The sequence below is a fragment of the Nitrosomonas communis genome, assembly GCF_024102715.1.
GTDB classification, from domain to species: domain Bacteria; phylum Pseudomonadota; class Gammaproteobacteria; order Burkholderiales; family Nitrosomonadaceae; genus Nitrosomonas; species Nitrosomonas communis_B.
Window position 1 is genome coordinate 1 of the sequence record NZ_JAGFJM010000065.1, and the last position, 16,532, is coordinate 16,532.

14 protein-coding genes are annotated in these 16,532 nt (G+C 47.3%); 7 read left to right on the forward strand and 7 right to left on the reverse strand.

All coding sequences use genetic code 11. From position 1 onward, the window contains the following. The first annotated feature begins 486 nt into the window (after positions 1–486). The 6 genes from J5I83_RS06210 to J5I83_RS06235 are packed head-to-tail and all read left to right on the forward strand — an operon-like array spanning position 487 to position 5,686. Positions 487–1,254 carry a DUF3450 family protein gene (locus tag J5I83_RS06210; protein ID WP_304054234.1) on the forward strand — a complete coding sequence of 256 codons (768 nt, stop codon included), beginning with the start codon at positions 487–489 and terminating at the stop codon, positions 1,252–1,254. Next, the gene (locus J5I83_RS06215) at positions 1,251–2,777 is read left to right on the forward strand and encodes a MotA/TolQ/ExbB proton channel family protein (RefSeq protein WP_304054235.1); all 1,527 of its coding nucleotides are present in this window, start codon (positions 1,251–1,253) and stop codon (positions 2,775–2,777) included. Before J5I83_RS06210 ends, J5I83_RS06215 begins: the two co-directional genes overlap by 4 nt. 25 nt (positions 2,778–2,802) lie before the next feature. Continuing rightward, the gene (locus J5I83_RS06220) at positions 2,803–3,441 is read left to right on the forward strand and encodes a MotA/TolQ/ExbB proton channel family protein (RefSeq protein WP_304054236.1); all 639 of its coding nucleotides are present in this window, start codon (positions 2,803–2,805) and stop codon (positions 3,439–3,441) included. Next, positions 3,428–3,832, forward strand: a complete 405-nt coding sequence (locus tag J5I83_RS06225) for a biopolymer transporter ExbD (protein WP_304054238.1) — start codon at positions 3,428–3,430, stop codon at positions 3,830–3,832. The genes J5I83_RS06220 and J5I83_RS06225 overlap by 14 nt, the downstream gene beginning before the upstream one ends. A gap of 23 nt (positions 3,833–3,855) precedes the next feature. After that, the gene (locus J5I83_RS06230; protein ID WP_304054240.1) at positions 3,856–4,491 is read left to right on the forward strand and encodes an energy transducer TonB; all 636 of its coding nucleotides are present in this window, start codon (positions 3,856–3,858) and stop codon (positions 4,489–4,491) included. Positions 4,492–4,516: 25 nt separating this feature from the next. Further along, the gene (locus J5I83_RS06235; RefSeq protein ID WP_304054242.1) at positions 4,517–5,686 is read left to right on the forward strand and encodes a lipopolysaccharide assembly protein LapB; all 1,170 of its coding nucleotides are present in this window, start codon (positions 4,517–4,519) and stop codon (positions 5,684–5,686) included. An 82-nt stretch (positions 5,687–5,768) separates the two neighbouring features. Here the strand turns inward: J5I83_RS06235 and J5I83_RS06240 are convergent, their stop codons facing one another. The 3 genes from J5I83_RS06240 to J5I83_RS06250 are packed head-to-tail and all read right to left on the reverse strand — an operon-like array spanning position 5,769 to position 9,740. Beyond that, positions 5,769–7,040: an amidohydrolase family protein gene (locus J5I83_RS06240; RefSeq protein WP_304054244.1), complete on the reverse strand. Its 1,272-nt coding sequence runs from the start codon at positions 7,038–7,040 to the stop codon at positions 5,769–5,771. A 38-nt stretch (positions 7,041–7,078) separates the two neighbouring features. Beyond that, positions 7,079–8,245: a glucuronyl hydrolase gene (locus J5I83_RS06245; protein ID WP_304054246.1), complete on the reverse strand. Its 1,167-nt coding sequence runs from the start codon at positions 8,243–8,245 to the stop codon at positions 7,079–7,081. Then, positions 8,205–9,740 carry an alginate export family protein gene (locus tag J5I83_RS06250; protein ID WP_304054248.1) on the reverse strand — a complete coding sequence of 512 codons (1,536 nt, stop codon included), beginning with the start codon at positions 9,738–9,740 and terminating at the stop codon, positions 8,205–8,207. The genes J5I83_RS06245 and J5I83_RS06250 overlap by 41 nt, the downstream gene beginning before the upstream one ends. Here J5I83_RS06250 and J5I83_RS06255 point away from each other — a divergent pair. Next, positions 9,739–10,542: an alpha/beta hydrolase gene (locus tag J5I83_RS06255; RefSeq protein ID WP_304054249.1), complete on the forward strand. Its 804-nt coding sequence runs from the start codon at positions 9,739–9,741 to the stop codon at positions 10,540–10,542. The two genes, J5I83_RS06250 and J5I83_RS06255, sit on opposite strands and share 2 nt — an antisense overlap. On the opposite strand, the gene J5I83_RS06260 is transcribed toward J5I83_RS06255, so the two are convergent. From J5I83_RS06260 to J5I83_RS06275, 4 genes are all read right to left on the reverse strand, one after another. Beyond that, positions 10,520–11,677 (reverse strand): CynX/NimT family MFS transporter, encoded by a 1,158-nt coding sequence (locus J5I83_RS06260; RefSeq protein ID WP_304054251.1) that lies wholly within the window; start codon positions 11,675–11,677, stop codon positions 10,520–10,522. The two genes, J5I83_RS06255 and J5I83_RS06260, sit on opposite strands and share 23 nt — an antisense overlap. A gap of 105 nt (positions 11,678–11,782) precedes the next feature. Next, positions 11,783–12,952, reverse strand: coding sequence for an acyl-CoA dehydrogenase family protein (locus J5I83_RS06265; RefSeq protein WP_304054253.1), 1,170 nt, complete (start codon positions 12,950–12,952; stop codon positions 11,783–11,785). A 25-nt stretch (positions 12,953–12,977) separates the two neighbouring features. Beyond that, complete coding sequence (locus J5I83_RS06270; protein ID WP_304054254.1) at positions 12,978–14,651, reverse strand: class I adenylate-forming enzyme family protein; 1,674 nt, start codon at positions 14,649–14,651, stop codon at positions 12,978–12,980. Beyond that, positions 14,648–16,531, reverse strand: a complete 1,884-nt coding sequence (locus tag J5I83_RS06275) for a CoA transferase (RefSeq protein ID WP_304054255.1) — start codon at positions 16,529–16,531, stop codon at positions 14,648–14,650. The genes J5I83_RS06270 and J5I83_RS06275 overlap by 4 nt, the downstream gene beginning before the upstream one ends. Between the last annotated feature and the right edge of the window lies 1 nt (position 16,532).

Genomic DNA, 16,532 nt, shown 5'->3' on the forward strand with positions numbered 1-16,532 from the left:
GTGCGCTGATTCTAAATCGGCAATTTCTTGTGCAGTGAGCCGGTAACGTGATGACATATCAAAATTCTAATATATTCATGGCTATACTGCACTAACTTAAACCAATTTTTGACTCACGAGAAGTATAAACGGGGATTTGTCCGCCCGATCAAACGGAGCAGATAATTCCTCTGCAAAAACTTGACCAGATCAATTTCAAACTATTTGGCTCACCTAGAAAATTCTATTTTCTTAGTCAGTCAGATCAGGCGGATACTTTTCACCGCTTTTGCTCTCATCAATCCTGAAAAAAGTTGATGCCGCAGGATTGACATAAAACTGCAACATTTCTGCCGTAGCATAGCTAGCCTCTAATGCAGATCCTTTTCATATCGTCTTGCAAGAAAATTTGTTCTGACGATTAATCTTATTGTTTGATGACAATTTCCTTTTGTTGCTCCAGGTGAGCATCGAATAGGCGTTGAGCTAGGAATGTTGAAAATATTCATGAAATTATTTGAAAGTTTGGTGGCACTGGCAGGATTACTGGTTATCACGATGTATGCCCCAAAGGTAACGGCTGATAATCTGGATAATCTGGCCAAATCACTTGCAAAAATTCGCAGCGAGGTTGAAGAGCTCCAATCCCAGCTAGATCTGGAGAAGGAAAATCATAGCAGTAGAATAGCGGCGCTGTCCTCGCAGCTTGCTGATTTGAGTGTGGAAGAAAGGCGCCAAAAAGTCAGCATCGAAAAGCTGCAGCAATCTATCGAGCAGCTCGTGGCAAACTCAAAAGAGGCTGAGCGCTCCGGTGAAAATCTTAAACCTGAATTGCTGGATTTTCTCTCGGAGTATAAGCGCCAGGTCCAGAATGGCTTGCCGTTTAGAGTGGAGGATCGCATCAAGGCGATTGAAGAACTGGAAAGCAACGTTGCTGGCAAATTGATTGATCCCAAAAAGGCAGTTAATCACGCATGGTCGCTTATAGAGGACGAAATCAGGCTGAGCAAGGAGAATGGCATTTATCAGCAGACAATCTCGTTAAATGAAGAAAAGGTGCTGGCTGATATTGCAAAACTGGGAACGGTTTTTCTCTATTTCCAGACGCGGGATAACCGGGCCGGAATGGCGCAAAGAGTAGGGGATAGCAGCTGGAAATTTGTCCTGGTCGATAGCAGCAAGGACAAAGAACATATTGCCAAGCTGTTTGATTCGCTGAAAAAGCAAATACGCCAAGGCTATTTTGAATTGCCCAATCCAATGAAAAAATTATGAAATTCTTCTTATTGATGCTGCAGTTACTGGTAGCGGTAAACATAATGCATGCGCGAGAAGGCAGCGCAGCTGTAACAGCACAGGCCAGTTCATCCGAATCAAACGCAAGTAATACGTCAGGTCTGGCCCCCAGCGCCAAGCCTGATGTAACTTCTGCGAAGAAAAAAGTTGCTTCAGATCAGCAGCCAGTCAGTCTCGAAACTGCTTATAAGCGAGAATATGCTTTTTTAGATGCGCAGAAGCGTGAATTAAAAGCGCAACTGGAAAAATATAAAGCAAATGCCAATAGCAAAGAACAGGAGTTAATCCGGAAAATCAATGCGCTTGAGCGTGAATCGGTTTCGCGTTCCGCCAAAATAGATCAGTTCAATTCACAGCTCACGGAAGCGGAACGGACACAAGCTGCCGCCAGTGAACGCAGTGAGGCGTTGGAAATTACTTATGCGCAGGCCGAAATGACGTTGAAAAATTACGGCATCGAGATACCTGCGGCAGTGAAAGAGGCTAAGGAAAACGATCAGTTAAAAATCAGCTTCCTGTTTGAACACGCACTCAGCCTTATACAAGGATTGGGTGATATCCAGTCCAAGTCAGGAAAATTCTTTTTGGAGAATGGTAAGCAGGCGGAAGGAGAAGTCATTCATTTGGGCAATATTGCCGCATTTGGCATAAGTACCGAAGGCAGTGGCAGCCTTGTTCCAGCCGGGAATAATGAATTTAAGGTGTGGAAGGAGCCCGCGGCAGACATTGCGGTTGCGCTTGGCAAAAAAGAACAGCCTGATTACCTGAAGCTGTTTTTGTTTGAATCACGCACGACGGCAATTGAAGAGACGCCGGAAAAAACAGTGCTCAGTGAAATCAAAGCTGGCGGCGCTATTGGCTGGGTGATTGTTGGTTTAGGCGTATTGGCTTTATTTTTAGCTCTGATACGGGCGGTTCTGCTGTACAAGAATAGTGCAGATACGCAACAACTGACTGAAAGCATCATTGGGTATTTAGCGAAAGGGGAGCTGGATCAAGCGCGCAAAGTGGCTGAGCAAGGTTCGTCCGCGATAAGCCGCGTACTGGCTTCGACATTGCGTCATTTGAAAGACGACAGGGAGCATATGGAAGATATTGTGCACGAAGCGATTTTGCAGGAGTCTCGGCCATTGGATCGTTTTGGCGCCATTATTATGGTAACGGCTACCGCTTCTCCTTTGCTTGGCTTATTAGGCACTGTTACGGGGATGATTACAACTTTTGATGTGATTACCGAGTTTGGTACAGGTGATCCCAAAATGTTATCGGGCGGGATTTCGATTGCATTAGTTACCACTGAATTGGGATTGGTTGTGGCTATTCCAGCTTTAATGCTGGGGACATTGCTTAATGCTTGGGCAAGGAATATCAGGCGTGATATGGAGCACTCGGCATTGCGGATAATCAATATCTTTCTGAGTGGAACAGATAGCGCAGAAACAGGAAAGAAATACACCGAGAATGGTAATCCGATGTTGATGCCGCAGCCGCAGGCCACTTAGACGCTAGCAGAGGGAAAGCACAAATATGATGGCTGTTTTGGAAGTCGTTGGCCTGGTAAAAGAACTGTTTCAGGCAGGCGGTTTTGTCATGCCGCCTTTGTTTATTTGTGTGCTATTGCTTTGGTATGGATTGGGTTATCGATTCTGGGTATTGAGATCTCCCAAAAAAATGGGAGTGCGAGACATGCTGGATTTTTATCGCGCAGGTAACCGCAGACCAGCAAACAGCATTGTTGAGCAAGCGATACAAATCGGAGTGGAGTTAAAGAAAAAACATACCAAGTACCTGCGTTACCATCTGGACACAGCATTCTATGACTTTGAAAGAGAAATTGGAAAGTTTTCAGTCTTAGTCAAGACCATCATCATTATTTCGCCGCTGCTGGGATTATTGGGCACAGTGGTTGGCATGGTGGAGACATTCGATTCGCTTGCAAGCATGGTGCTATTTTCGCAGACCGGCGGCATTGCAGGCGGAATTGCGCAGGCTCTTATCACTACGCAAATGGGACTGGCTGTGGCGATACCTGGTTTATTGATGCACAACGATCAGAACAAAAAGCAGCAGCAAATCGAGAAAGATCTTGTGCAGATCAAATATCTATTATGTAGCCAACCTTTCTCATCCATAGCGACAGCGAGAAAAAATAATGAAATACAGTGAACCGGCAGAAACAGAAGCAGCCATAGATTTAGCGCCACTTATTGATTGTGTTTTTATTTTACTGATCTTCTTTATGGTGACGACGACCTTCGTCAAGGATATGCAGCTGGAATTGGAGCGGCCCAAAGCAAGCAGTGCAGTCGCTTCATCCAGTAAAGCAATTCGATTATTTATCGACCGCAATGGCGATACTTATCTGGACGGTGAGCCCGTGCGGCTCTGGCTGATCCAGAGCAAGCTCAGAGATTTACTGAGCGCATCTGCCAGCAAAGTTATTTTGGTCGTCACCGATGAAGGGGTTCCGGCCGGCAAGTTAGTTGAAGTTGTCGATCAGGCCCGCCTAGCAGGAGCTCAGAGTGTAGGTGTGGCTACCCGTAAAGAGGCAGGTTGAATAGGAGTTATGACATGATAGCAATGAATAAGTCCTTAAATAAGCATATCGTCGCGATCACATCAATGTTGATGGGCCCTATCCTGGTCTTTGGCTGGGTGATTATCATGAACAAGTTTGCAGACACATTAGATAAAACACCCGCACAGGAAGTGACCGAAATCAGCATGGTCAAGCAGTCGCCTCCCGAGCCTAAGAAAGAGATCAAGAAAGTAGAACCTAAGAAACAGCCAGCACGTACCAATACCCCGCCAGCATTTAAAGGTCTGAGCTCATCACTTTCCGGTATTGATCTAGGTCTTCTTGGTTTTGATGATGGGGGTATGAACGGTGTCGATGAGAGTCTGCTGGGTAAAACCGGTAATGCCGTCATGACCGAGGATCTAGTGGATATTCCTCCAAGACCCAAATCGAGAAGCGCGTTCCGCTATCCGCCAGCAGCCAAAAAGAAGGGAATTAAAGGTTATGTTGTGCTTTCGGTGCTGGTAGACACGGATGGTTCTGTCAAGCAGGTACAAGTCCTGGAGTCAAACCCTTCGGGTGTATTTGATGATGCCGCTTTGCAAGGAGTACGATCCTGGCAGTTTGAGCCTGCTAAATACAAAGGTGATAACGTCAGAGTATGGGCCAAACAGAAAATTCGTTTTGACTTATCCTGATCCAATATAAGCGGTGGCAAGCATAATGAAATTTGTGACAATCAAACACGCTGTCATGATTCTGACTGCGATAATGCTCGCCGGCATGGCCCAATTTTCTTGGGCAAAAGAAAAGAAACCGGAATCGACTGATTTTATCGAGCTTGCAGTGTTGATGCTCAAAGACGGGCATTATGACCGGGCCTTGATGGCGTTGCAAAGCGTGGACCTGGATGATGAAAAGACTGATTTAGCACGGTTTTATACCTTGCAGGGACTGGCTTATATGAACCTTAATGAGTTCGATGCGGCTAAAGATAGTTTGCAATCAGCGATCAAACATGGTCAGCAAGATCCTTTGATCTATGTCTATCTGGCGCAAATTTACTTTTCTCTTAAAAACTATCAGGATGTTCTGCGAGTTATTGATAAGACAGGAGAGCATAAAGAAAAGAATCCCTCCTTGCTGTTTATTCAGGCACAATCCTATTGGCATTTGCAAAAGACCAATGGGGCGATCAATACGTTGAATGAGGGTCATCGGAGATTTCCAGGGGATTTCCGTTTTCTGAAGCTCAAGGTTTTTTACTTTGTTCAGCTCGAGCTTTATCAGGAAGCAGCCAAATTGGGCCAGGAATATCTCGCCTTATCCAAGGCTAAAGCAGAAGACTATGTGGCGATCGGTAACGCCTTGCGACTGAGCAAGGAATATCAGGAGGCCATGAAAATCATGGAAATCGCTCGTTTACAGTTTCCCGGCAATGAAGTCGTGGCCAAGCTGCTGGCGCATATTTATCTGGATCAAGGCAAGTTGAATGCTGCCGCGCACATCCTGGAGCAGGCAGCCCGCCTCAATCACGCATTGCTCTCGGAGGCGGCTGAAATTTACCGCCGCGCGGGCAGACTGCATAAAGCGCTGATGCTCAATTCAGGCATCAGCGATCAAAAGGTAAAGCTTAAACAGAGATTGTCCATTCTGCTGGCACTGAAGCAGTTTGAACAAGCGGCAAGTATGGAATCCAGCCTGTATCGTGTCGGCCTGCTGGAAGACCAGAATGTTCGTTATCCACTGGCCTATGCGCTGTTTTCTACGGGACGTTTCCAGCAAGTAGGCAAGCATCTGGATTCTTTAAAAGAACCGGAACTGTTCAAGAAAGGGATCGAGCTGCGCCGACTGATAGAGGCCTGCAAGGATGAACCATGGGAGTGTGCTTAACTATATCTGATTAAGTATTTTCAGTGAATTAAAACAATGCATTTTTGTGAATCTTTCTAAATCCAGCATTGCCCGACTAGGCTCAGAAGTTGTTTACGATAACTTTTCCTCCTGAAATCACGAGATCGGGGTATTCCAGTTTTTTCAGATTATCAGCAGGATTGCCTTTTATCGCGATGATATCGGCGGGTGCGCCGGGCTGTAGCGTTCCTAGTAATGGGATATTCAGATGCTGGCCTGCTTTGGAAGTCGCAGCCTGCAAAACGCCGATTAATTTCATTCCTGCCATTTGCTTCATGTAGATGAGTTCTTGGGCATCTATGCCCCAGGGAATGTCTGGATGGGCGATCTCGGCGCCATACAAAAATTCGCCACCAAGTGCTGTCCAGGTACTTGCATTGCGGCGAGCCCCTGTGCATTTTGACAACGTATCGAATGTAGTAACTATTTTTACTTTCTGCGACGCTGCTCTTTTTAATAGCGGTTCAGGGATAACATCGCAGGGAATATGAGCCCATTCATCGACACCGGCGGCAATCGCAATTTGAGCGCCGTTAATTTCTGCGATATGGGCCGTTACTCTGCGATCGTTTTTATGTGCTTCCTCCACAATTGCCTTGACAATATTTTCTGATAGTAGCGGCCACGTTTGATCGGAGTGAGCAGTGCCATGTTGAGGCGAGTGATGATGGCTATGATGTCCCTGGGTGGCTATCTCATCATGATGATTATGGTGACCAGACCAGGGGGCGCCTGCTTCACCGCCAGGTTCCAACGCAATCTTAATCACGACAGAGCCCTGCTTTATAAGCTCGCGGACTACTTTTCGCGCTTCTTGTTCAGATGAAACAGCGAGTGCAATATCCTTGGCGCCAAGAATTGAAATAGGATAACCATTCGGTGCCGTAATGATTGGCCCGGAGGTAAGGACTCGCAGGTTGCCGTCGCCACCATAGGGTTGGTGTACCGGGCCGCCGACATCCCGAACTGTAGTAATGCCGTGTTGCAACACAGTAGTAGCAGGGACATGTTGATAAGCGAGATGGGCATGAAGTTCGATAAAACCAGGTAGTATGGTTGCGTCGCCAAGATCAATTATGGTCACGTCATCAGTAAGCTTGAATGACTTGCGTAAATCGATTCTTGTTACATATCCGTCTTTGATCAGTATGGAAGTATCTGATCTGAATTGCTCACCATCAAAAATACGAGCAGCATGCAGCAGGATCGGCGGTTCCAGTTTCGTTTCATGCGCCAGAGAAATGGTTGAAGTGAAGCTTGCTAGTGCGATAAATAATAGAAATTTGAATTGCCTGATGAATTCAGTAGTCAATTTTATGAAGCTATCTTTCATTCGGTTTCCTTAATGTGATGTTTAGTGCCGCAATGCTGTCAGCAATGATCAGGTTTGATCACGCCGGTTAAAATACAAAGTGCTGCCATAAGAAAGAAGCTGCCCCATGCTGTTTCAACTAATTCTTCTTTTCCTTGCTTGGTCTGGTAACAGCTTCCGCAAAATATTCCTGAATCTATTCCGATTTTATTGTTGGGAGACGCATTATTTTGATAAAAACCGGTAAAAAATGGGCTGCGAATAATTGCAGTAATCAATTGATGGGCCTGGAGACGCCATAGCTTGCCGTCAGGCAAGAGATCAGCTAATGCAAGCATCGCCAGAGATGCGATCACAGCGGCGGATGGATCACAAAGCCCTAATGAATTATTTAATCGATCTGGAGGAAGCGGACCCGGGCGTGAATTTGTCCAATATTGGCAAGCAGACTGAGCATATGTCAAATAAGGCTCCCCCCATTGAGCTGCTGCCCGGCATAATCCCAACATGCCCCAGGCCTGGCCACGTGACCACATACCTGCTTCACCAGTTGTTTGGAAACGGCCCTGGCTAAAATATGCGGTTGGGTGAAAAGCACCGTTATGACAACAGGCTGCTAATATTGTAGCTGTATGAAGTTGTGAGATGATTTGCTGTTGATATTGTCCGCTATGACTAAATAACTGGATTAGTGCAGCTAGACTATCAATAGAGAGGCGCCGGTTGCCTTCTGCGCCACCACCCATGGCGGTACCAAGAGGAATACACTGGATTGCTGAGTCATAGGTTGCTGCAACAGCAGTAATAGATTTTTTAGCCAGTTCATGGGCGTTCCTATCTTGAAACCATAGATCTCCTAGCGCGGCACCATACCAAAAAATTAAACTGCGGTTTATGGAATCGATGCTTAATTTGGATGATAAACGCTGGCAGATAGCGGCAGCTTTGCGTTGATCGCTCGCAGCTCCTGTTATGCTGGATCGTAACCACCACCAAGCGCTCCAGAATCCTCCTATCCATGAACCACCAGATGAAATAATCCATTGACTGGTTCTGCCCGGAGAATAAAGTGGAAATCCCTGATCGCACATGGAAGCAACCTGTTCCATACGATAGATCAATAACTCGATGGCTGTTTGCATTTCTTGATCGCTTAGCAATGCTTGATCAGTATTGTTATCTTTCTCAAAAAGCCAGACTAACGTCTGCCCAGAATGTATTGGCATTTTTTTTCCCCTGGAAGTTGTTTTTGATGACACTGCCACCGAAGGCATGGCCGTAATAAAATCGCAAAGACAAATGTTTATTGAATGCGTGCATGAAGCTGATGTCCAGCAACTGGCCTACATCACGATCGCCTCCTGAAGATTTTCCGGAGTAGCCAAACTCACCTGAATTCAGTGATGCTCCCAGTCCGCGGTATAACAGATCATGAGAATTGGTCAGGGATAACTGATGTAAGTTGATGTTGACCTGAGTCTTTGGCGTGGGTGATGCTATGATCTCGAGGAAGAGGTCTTGAATGTTCATCAGGTTATAAAATGGGAATTTTGCAAAGATACGCCCACTTGGAACCTTTGAGAAAAAAGTTTGGTGCTGATTATCTTCTGGGTCGTTGTCACCAGAGCTTTGATAAAAGATGGCGCGTAACCACGGCTTGAAGGGTAGCTTGAACCATTGATAGCCTAACTCTGCTGAGATTGCCCAGGCTGCATGCTTCTGCCCGCTCCAGTCACCAAACTGATAGGCACTCCACAGCAAAGCATCCAGACTGCCTGATTCCAACTGATGCAGCGAGAGGAAATGAGCACCCAGTGTATGTATATTCAAACGCTGATCGTTTAACCAGGGCCTTACATTCAAGGGACGGTTATCGACGACTTGCGTGTGACGTTTGTCATCATAGTTTATATAGAACAAGCGAGCTTCTGTTCCTGGTAGTAGAGCATCTTTCTTACTGGTGAAGGCTGTATATAAAATATTGATATCGCTGATCTGCTTTTGCCCTTGCACTGAGAGATTCCCTTGAGTAGGACGGATTCCGCTGGCTGTCCAATTGAATGTAGGGTTATCATGAACAACAGAAATGCCGTCAAAACTGCGTCCGACGTAGACTGCATTGAATCCTCCTATCAGCCGCTGGGCAATGCGTCTTTGCTTGAGGCCATCGAATTTGTCGATCCCGGAACTATATTCCAAGCCTTCCATATAGGCGAAACGACCGGCCTTCAAGAATGTGCCTGCTAATCCAAGTGAGCCGAGCTTGAAATGAAGATAACCCTGGTTTAGAAAAACATTGCCAACGTTAGTTGATTGATTTGTCAAGAAATAACCGGCGCCCAGCCCTAAAGGCCCACCTGGCCTGGCAACTGCATCATCAGGAAGTCCGTAGAGGCCGATATACTGGCCTTGTACATATCCATCTACATAGGGCGTCGCAACTAATGCGCCCAGTCTGGCACGCAACACCCATAAATCATATGAACTGTTATTGTTGATAGCCGGTTCTGGCCGGAAAAAATCCCATAATTCATAGCTCCCCATGAGCTCACCATTGATACGGAGGTATTTATTGATTTGACCAAATGCTTTAGTCTCTTCTGCCAATACGTTACCGCTTGGCAACAAAGCGACGCTGGCGCTATAAAAAACCAGCAATCGCAATAATTTGCCGATAACTGATAGAATTTTTTGATAAGCGTTTATTATTTGGAAAATCATGAAATTAATAACTTCTAAAGATGGTACGTCTATTGCAAGCTGGCAAAGTGGCGCTGGCATTCCTTTACTGCTGGTGCATGGAACCACTGGCGATCATCTGGTCTGGACATCGATGCTGCCTTCACTGGAACAATACTGCAATGTATGGACGCTTGATCGGCGCGGCCGCGGCCTGAGTGGCGATACTGATAAATATGCCTTCGAGCAAGAATGCGAAGATATTGCCGTCGTGATTGACGCGATGGGTGCTAATGCGTATCTGGCCGGTCATTCTTTCGGCGGGCTGTGCGCACTGGAAGCTGCATTGCTAGTACCAAACATCAATGGACTCATTCTCTATGAACCCTCCATTTCGCTGGCAGCAAGCGGCTGGTCTAAGGAGCTCGAAGCCAGCTTAAAAAACCACCTGGAGGCAGAATGTCTGGAAGAAGCTTTATTGCTGTTTTTTAATGAAATCGTCAAAATGCCTCCGCGCGAGATTGCCGCCATGCAGACTGGGCCGCACTGGGCGGGACGCGTCGCGGCAGCGCATACCATTTTGCGTGAGCTGCAAAGTGTGGATTGCTATACCTTCGAGCCACAGCGCTTCTGCTCCCTGCAGATTCCGGTTTTACTCCTGGTTGGTGAAAACAGTCCTTCACGCCGACACCTGACTGCTGCGATGCTTCAGCAACATCTGCCTGATAGTCGTATCAAAATTTTGCCGGGACAACAGCATAGCGCGATGAGAACGGCGCCCGATTTGTTCATTCATGAAATAGTCGAATTTATGAGGGTTATCAATGATGTTGGCTTGAGGTAGTTAAATTATCTGCGTAAGGGCGCTGCTTTGCCCGGCGCGCAGACGCTAACACCAATGTCATCAGGCAGGCTAGCAAGAGTATGCCTATCAATGTATACCAGCTAACCAGCAAATCATCAGAGTAGATTGATATCACTGCAAAGAGTGCTGGCCCCACGGCAAAACCCGCAAAAAAGGCAACGGAAACCAGGCCAGAGGAAAACGTCACCTGACCAAAAGCGGAATCTCTGATTAACATGCTCATGGCGATAGCATTAGTTCCTACTGCAGTCAGCCCTACTCCGATTGCGCCTACCCAGAGTTGCCAGTGGCTGTCGGTGGTGGCATTCATCGTGATTGCCATCGACAGGGCAGCAATAGCCGCGAGAATGAATAAAAGTAACGATTCGTCTTTGAGTTTTGCGCCCATTGGCGTTAATACGATTCTGGAGATCATCCCCATTACTCCAAAGACTGCGATTAAGGTGTCAGCAAGGGGTAATGGCATGGTCTGCTGAATAGCAAATGTCGGTAGAAACGTGACAAAGGCAGAAAGTGATGTACCAATCAGAAATTGAACAATCATCAGCCGGAGCAGAAGCGCATTCGGCGGTAAAGGCTTGAAACTAGCACGTGTTCTGATATGTTTTTTCGGCGTAACAACAGACACGATTAAACAGAAGCAAGCCGCAACCGGAATAACTACGCCAAATGCAACACGCCAGCCATATTGCATGGCGATGCCCGGCAGCACCAGGCCAGCGATAAGCGCAGCCAGTTGCACTCCGGATTGTTTGAGTCCCACGAGACTGGCCTTCTTTTCTGGCGGAACTTGCTGCGCAATCAATAAATTGGTGACCGGGTTAGCAAGCGCCTGGGCAATACCGCAGATGGCTGCGGCAATTAATAAACTATAAAAGCTCTCGACTAACGTGATCAGGCTAAAGGCAAGTCCGACTGCACAGAAAAGCACAAGCAACGCATACCTTGAACCGAGGTAATTTACGATAGCGCCTGCCCAGAGCGATAGAACCGCAGCCAGGCCAAATGAACTCATGATCAAGTAGCCTAACCATGCAGAGTCAAACTGCAGATCACTGCTCAGCAGAGGGCCAAGCGTGCTCGTCGCGTATAGCACCAGCATTGGAAGTGTCATTGCAAATAATAAAACGATACAAAACAGGAAGTTAACTGTAATCATGAGTGGAGTGAGACTAAGTGGCTACAATGTTTGTCTATCGCCTGACTACAAGAAAATAAGTCAGATGAATTGATAACCATCGTTTTCTTTATAGAAATGGATAAGCCGGCGACCGGTTGAGCTAATCAGTGCTTCCGCTGTGCCATCAAGAATACGTGATGCCCGCGCTATCCGGCTGATGCTGGCAAGCGGCGTGAGATCACTGATGCCTTCCGCGCCATAGAGCTGTATGGCTGAGTCTGACGCGATGCATAAAGCCCGCGATGCAGCGAGCTTGGCGACATTGATTTCGATATCGCTTGCGCACTGCGCATCAATGTGCCTTGCGGCCACGCGGATTAGCTCGCGCGCGCTAGCGATGGCTTCATACACATTGACAAAGTGCTGACGAACTAACTGTTTATCCGCTAGCAGCGCTGTTTTTGCGCGATCCGAATGGATGCGGGCACCCATCAGATCCATACATCTTTGCGCCAAACCTAGCCAGTTCATTGAGCGAAGCAGCCGGCCCATGCCAAGTCGCTGGCTCATTAAATAAGTACCGCTGCCACAAGTACCAAGCAGGTTTTGCTCAGGTACTGTTACATTGCTGAAAGAGATTTCACCCTGACTGAGGTTGCTTCCCATTATGCTGATTTTCCGTTCAATTCTGAAACCTGGGGTGTCAGCCGGGACTATAATCATGGAAAGGCTGTTATCAAGCGCTGCATTTTCACCGGCAGTTCTGGCCAGAACAGTGGTAAAAGTGGCCCGATCAATGTTGGAAACAAACCATTTTCTACCATTGATGAGCCAGCTTCCATTGGCGAGAGATGCGGAAGTGGTGATCAGGGCGGGAATTGATCCGCTGCGCTCCGGTTCCGTCATGCCATAGCTCGGTATGGCCTGTCCGCTGATCATTGGCTCTAAGAAGTTTTTAAGGATTGCCTTCGAGCCAAATTTTGCCAGCATATGTGCATCGACAACGGTATCACTACCGAAGATTGCAGCTGAAAATTCCGTACGGCCTTCCTGTTCGGCAATCAGCAGATAATCTTCCAGCGAGGCTATTTTTCCACCATAGGAAAGCGGGTAGAACAAACCCCATAATCCCGCTGATCTTGCTTGGCTGATTAACTCAGAATGGATATGGAAGGTTGAACTTCTATCATTGTTGAGCTGCGGTTCATTAGGAATGATGAGCTCATCAACAAACTTTCTTACTTTCTCAGCAAGGGATTTTGCCAACACTATATGGCTTGATTCTTGGCGTGTTTTAAACATTAGCAGATGCTTCTGATAAGTGATGCCTGGTGATATGTTGGGTAATCAATGCCAGTTCGGCGGTAAGCTGTTTTTTGTCAATTTTTCCAGCAGGACTCAGTGGCAACTGTTTGTAATAACGCAAATATTCTGGCAATTTATTGGTTTCCAGGCCTTGTTCGTGCAAATAGTGAGTGAGTTGGGACAGCGACAGATATTCTTTGTCCTCGCGCAATACTAAGCAGAGGCAAATGCGATGCCCTAAATCGGGGTCTGGCACGGGGATGCAGGCGGCACTGACGACGGCGGAATGGGAGGCAGCGATATTTTCGATTTGGGCAGGGCTAATATTAACGCCCCCGCGGATGATGATGTCTTTCTTGCGTCCGGCTAGCACTAAATAGCCGTCGTCATCAATAAAACCAAGGTCGCCGGTATACACCCAGCCGTCTTTGTCTCGATATAACACATCCAGATCGGGGGCATTGACATATTGCATCGGGCTGATGGGGCCTCTGGCAGCGATTTCACCGATATGACCCTGCGTGACTTCTTGCCTTTGCTCGTCTACGATCCGAATGGAGCATATCTCAGGGTTAGGCTGGCCTGCTTTGTTAATTGCGGTTGGCAGATCATCGTGTAGTGTGGTATGGCAATTGACGCCATCTGCCGAGCCGTACAAACCGATAAAATTACAGCGGAAAGCTTCGGTGCTACGGTAAATTGAGGCTTCATCGATTTTTGCACCGCCACTGATGATGGCAATAAGGCTGGAGGTGTCCGTTTTCAGCAACGCTGGATCTGCTGCCATGCGTTGAAACATGGTCGGTACGCCAAAGATATGGGTTGGCTTTAACTTTCCAATGGCTTCAATAGCAATTGCGACTTCAAATTGCCTCATGACGACAATCGATCCGCCCAGCCAGGATAAAACACCAAATGTAGCAGTTGAACCAAATGCCGTACCCAGTGGCATGAGGTAGAGCCCTCTGAATGTTTCGCCGTCGGGATGAATCCGTTGCAAAAACCGTCCACGCCCGCCCATCAGGGCATTGTGCGAGTAAGCCACCCATTTGGGTTCTGATTCAGTTCCAGATGAGACCAGGAAACGGACGGGAGAATCAGGCGAAACTTGTGGTAAGTCACGAGTCTGAATCGGCTTTGCCTGGAAAAGAGAATGCAGCGTGTGCCAACCTTCCTTTGCTTCTCCGTCAACGATAAGGGTGCGCAGCGAAAGCAGCGTGGGTCGCAGCGATTCTATCAATTCACATAAGTCAGTATTGGCATTTTCTCGTTCAACAATGATCATTCGTGTATGACATCTTTTCAGCAAAGATTCAATGTCAAGGCGGCCGCGACCTGGTGGAAAAGGCGCCACGATGGCACCAAGGGCTGCTGCTGCAAGATCAATGGCGCAACTATGCCAGCTATTCGGTAATTGGTATGCGATAACATCTCCCGCAACAATGCCCAGTTCTTTAAAGCTCGTTGCCAGACGTTGCGTTTTATCCAGCAGCGCGGCATAGCTGACAATCTGATCGAGCGACATTACGGCCGCATTATCAGGGTGATCCTGGGCGTGATCTTGAAATAAGGTGTATACGGATTTATTGGGGTAGATGCCATTTTGTATCCATTGTCTGCGAACATCAGCAGGGACTAAATCGATAATGCCGGAAGGATTCATTGAAAACTCCATGGAGAGTTGATTTTTGTATAAGAACCTGGGCATAAGTCTCGTTGCAGATGCGCTATGGTTTGAAGCTTTGACAGATCTTCATTAACCACGCCTGCAGGGATGTTTTCCTGTTCGAAAATTTCAATCCATTCATGCGCTGTTTTTAATAGAAAGCGATCGCTTATCTGTTGATGAAAGGCGGTTGTGCCAGGGGCAAAGGTGATACTGAGGATTGCCGTCAGTTTCTTGACTGTGTCCAGGTCATGACATTCAATGGCAATTTTTTCGTGTTTCGTCGCATAGACCGCATTGATCATACTTTTTGTAGATGAATCAGTACCAGACGGATCGTATAGATTCTGAAAATCATCTGCACATAAAAGAGTCGCAGCGCTCATCAATGATGAGGTGACTTTTGCGCCAACGTTATTCATGCAGCGGTTAAGCAATGCGACACAAATTCCTTGTGCAGCAATCACACCACCGAGCACATCCAGAACGGTAAATAAAGATCCACCTTCAATGCCGGAAGCTTTCGCAATTTTCTGGGCGATACCCGAGTATGCTTGTGCCATAAAATCCGTGCCGGGCAGCGCGCTGGAGGAAATATGCTCTGCACTGTCCGTAGACCAGCCGCCCGCATAGGCATATATCAAAGAGGGATTAATGGCAGTTAGACCATCATAGTCGAGGTTCAGTAATACCGCCTTGCCAGGCATCCAGTTATGCAAAAAAACGTCAGCTTGCCGTACCAACTCTTTGATTTCTTTTTGACCTGCAGCAGACTTGATATCGATTTCTCGGACATCTTTAAGATGATTGAGCGCATCAAATCGCGCGGAGCAGCCATCGGCCAGTGGTGGCATGCCACGCAAAGGATCTCCGCCGGGCGGCTCAATTCTGATGACGTTCGCTCCCAGGAGTGACAGTAGATGTCCTGCTAAAGGTCCTTGAATTCGTCGGCAGGACTCGATAATGGTCAAACCGCTCAATGGTAAATGATTGGTGGCGTGCTGGGAAAATTCACGCTTGGCTCCCGGCTGGAAAAGAAACTCCCATGGACCCTGCAGCCAGACATGCTTGCTGTCACTATCGTTAACTCTGTCATGGAAAGAGCGGACTGGACAAATAGCCATGCCGGTTCTACTGCATATTTGAGCTATTTGCTGATAAGTGAAATTTAATATTGCCTGGGGCAATTCTTCGGGTAAAGGTGAAATGGCTTTGGCATATCTTTGCCAGAAGCTTTTCCATCCTCGGCTGGCTAGCGCCAGATCTACGCCGATTTCAGTCCAGAATTTCTTCCAGATTTCTGCATTGAGGGTTTCAAGTTCGAAAATAATGCCATCTTGTGATTTGAACGGTGGCTGCGCGGCAAGCTCTGTGGATTCTGGCAATAACTTTTCAGGCGCTTCCGAGGTAGTGGCGCCAGCAATGTACTGCCCCATACTCATCAAAGCAGCTGATGCCATAGAGATATGGATATTCGATAGGGGAACGCCGCGCAGTTGGCCAATGGAAGCGGCTGCTACCCCCTGTAGGGCGAGCGCGGCGGCTAGCGTCGAAACGTAATTTAAGCCAAGAGACTGCGGTTTGCCGCTTGCCCGTCCATGGACGGACATCAAGCCGCAGATGGCCTGCATGGTGTTTTCTGTTACTGGGGCAAGCTTGCTATCATTCCAGCGCGTAATGTTGCACGTTATGGGAGTAGTGTGCGGGGTTGCAAACTGGAATGAAAGTGGTGTCTTATCAATTGCATCCTGGTGTGATTCAATGGTTAGGCCCAGTGTTTTTGCTTGATAGCGAATGGATGCTGCTATAGCAGAAAAATCAGGGGGAATGACCTGCGGCAAGCCGCTGATTACACAATCAGTGAGTGGACGATTCATG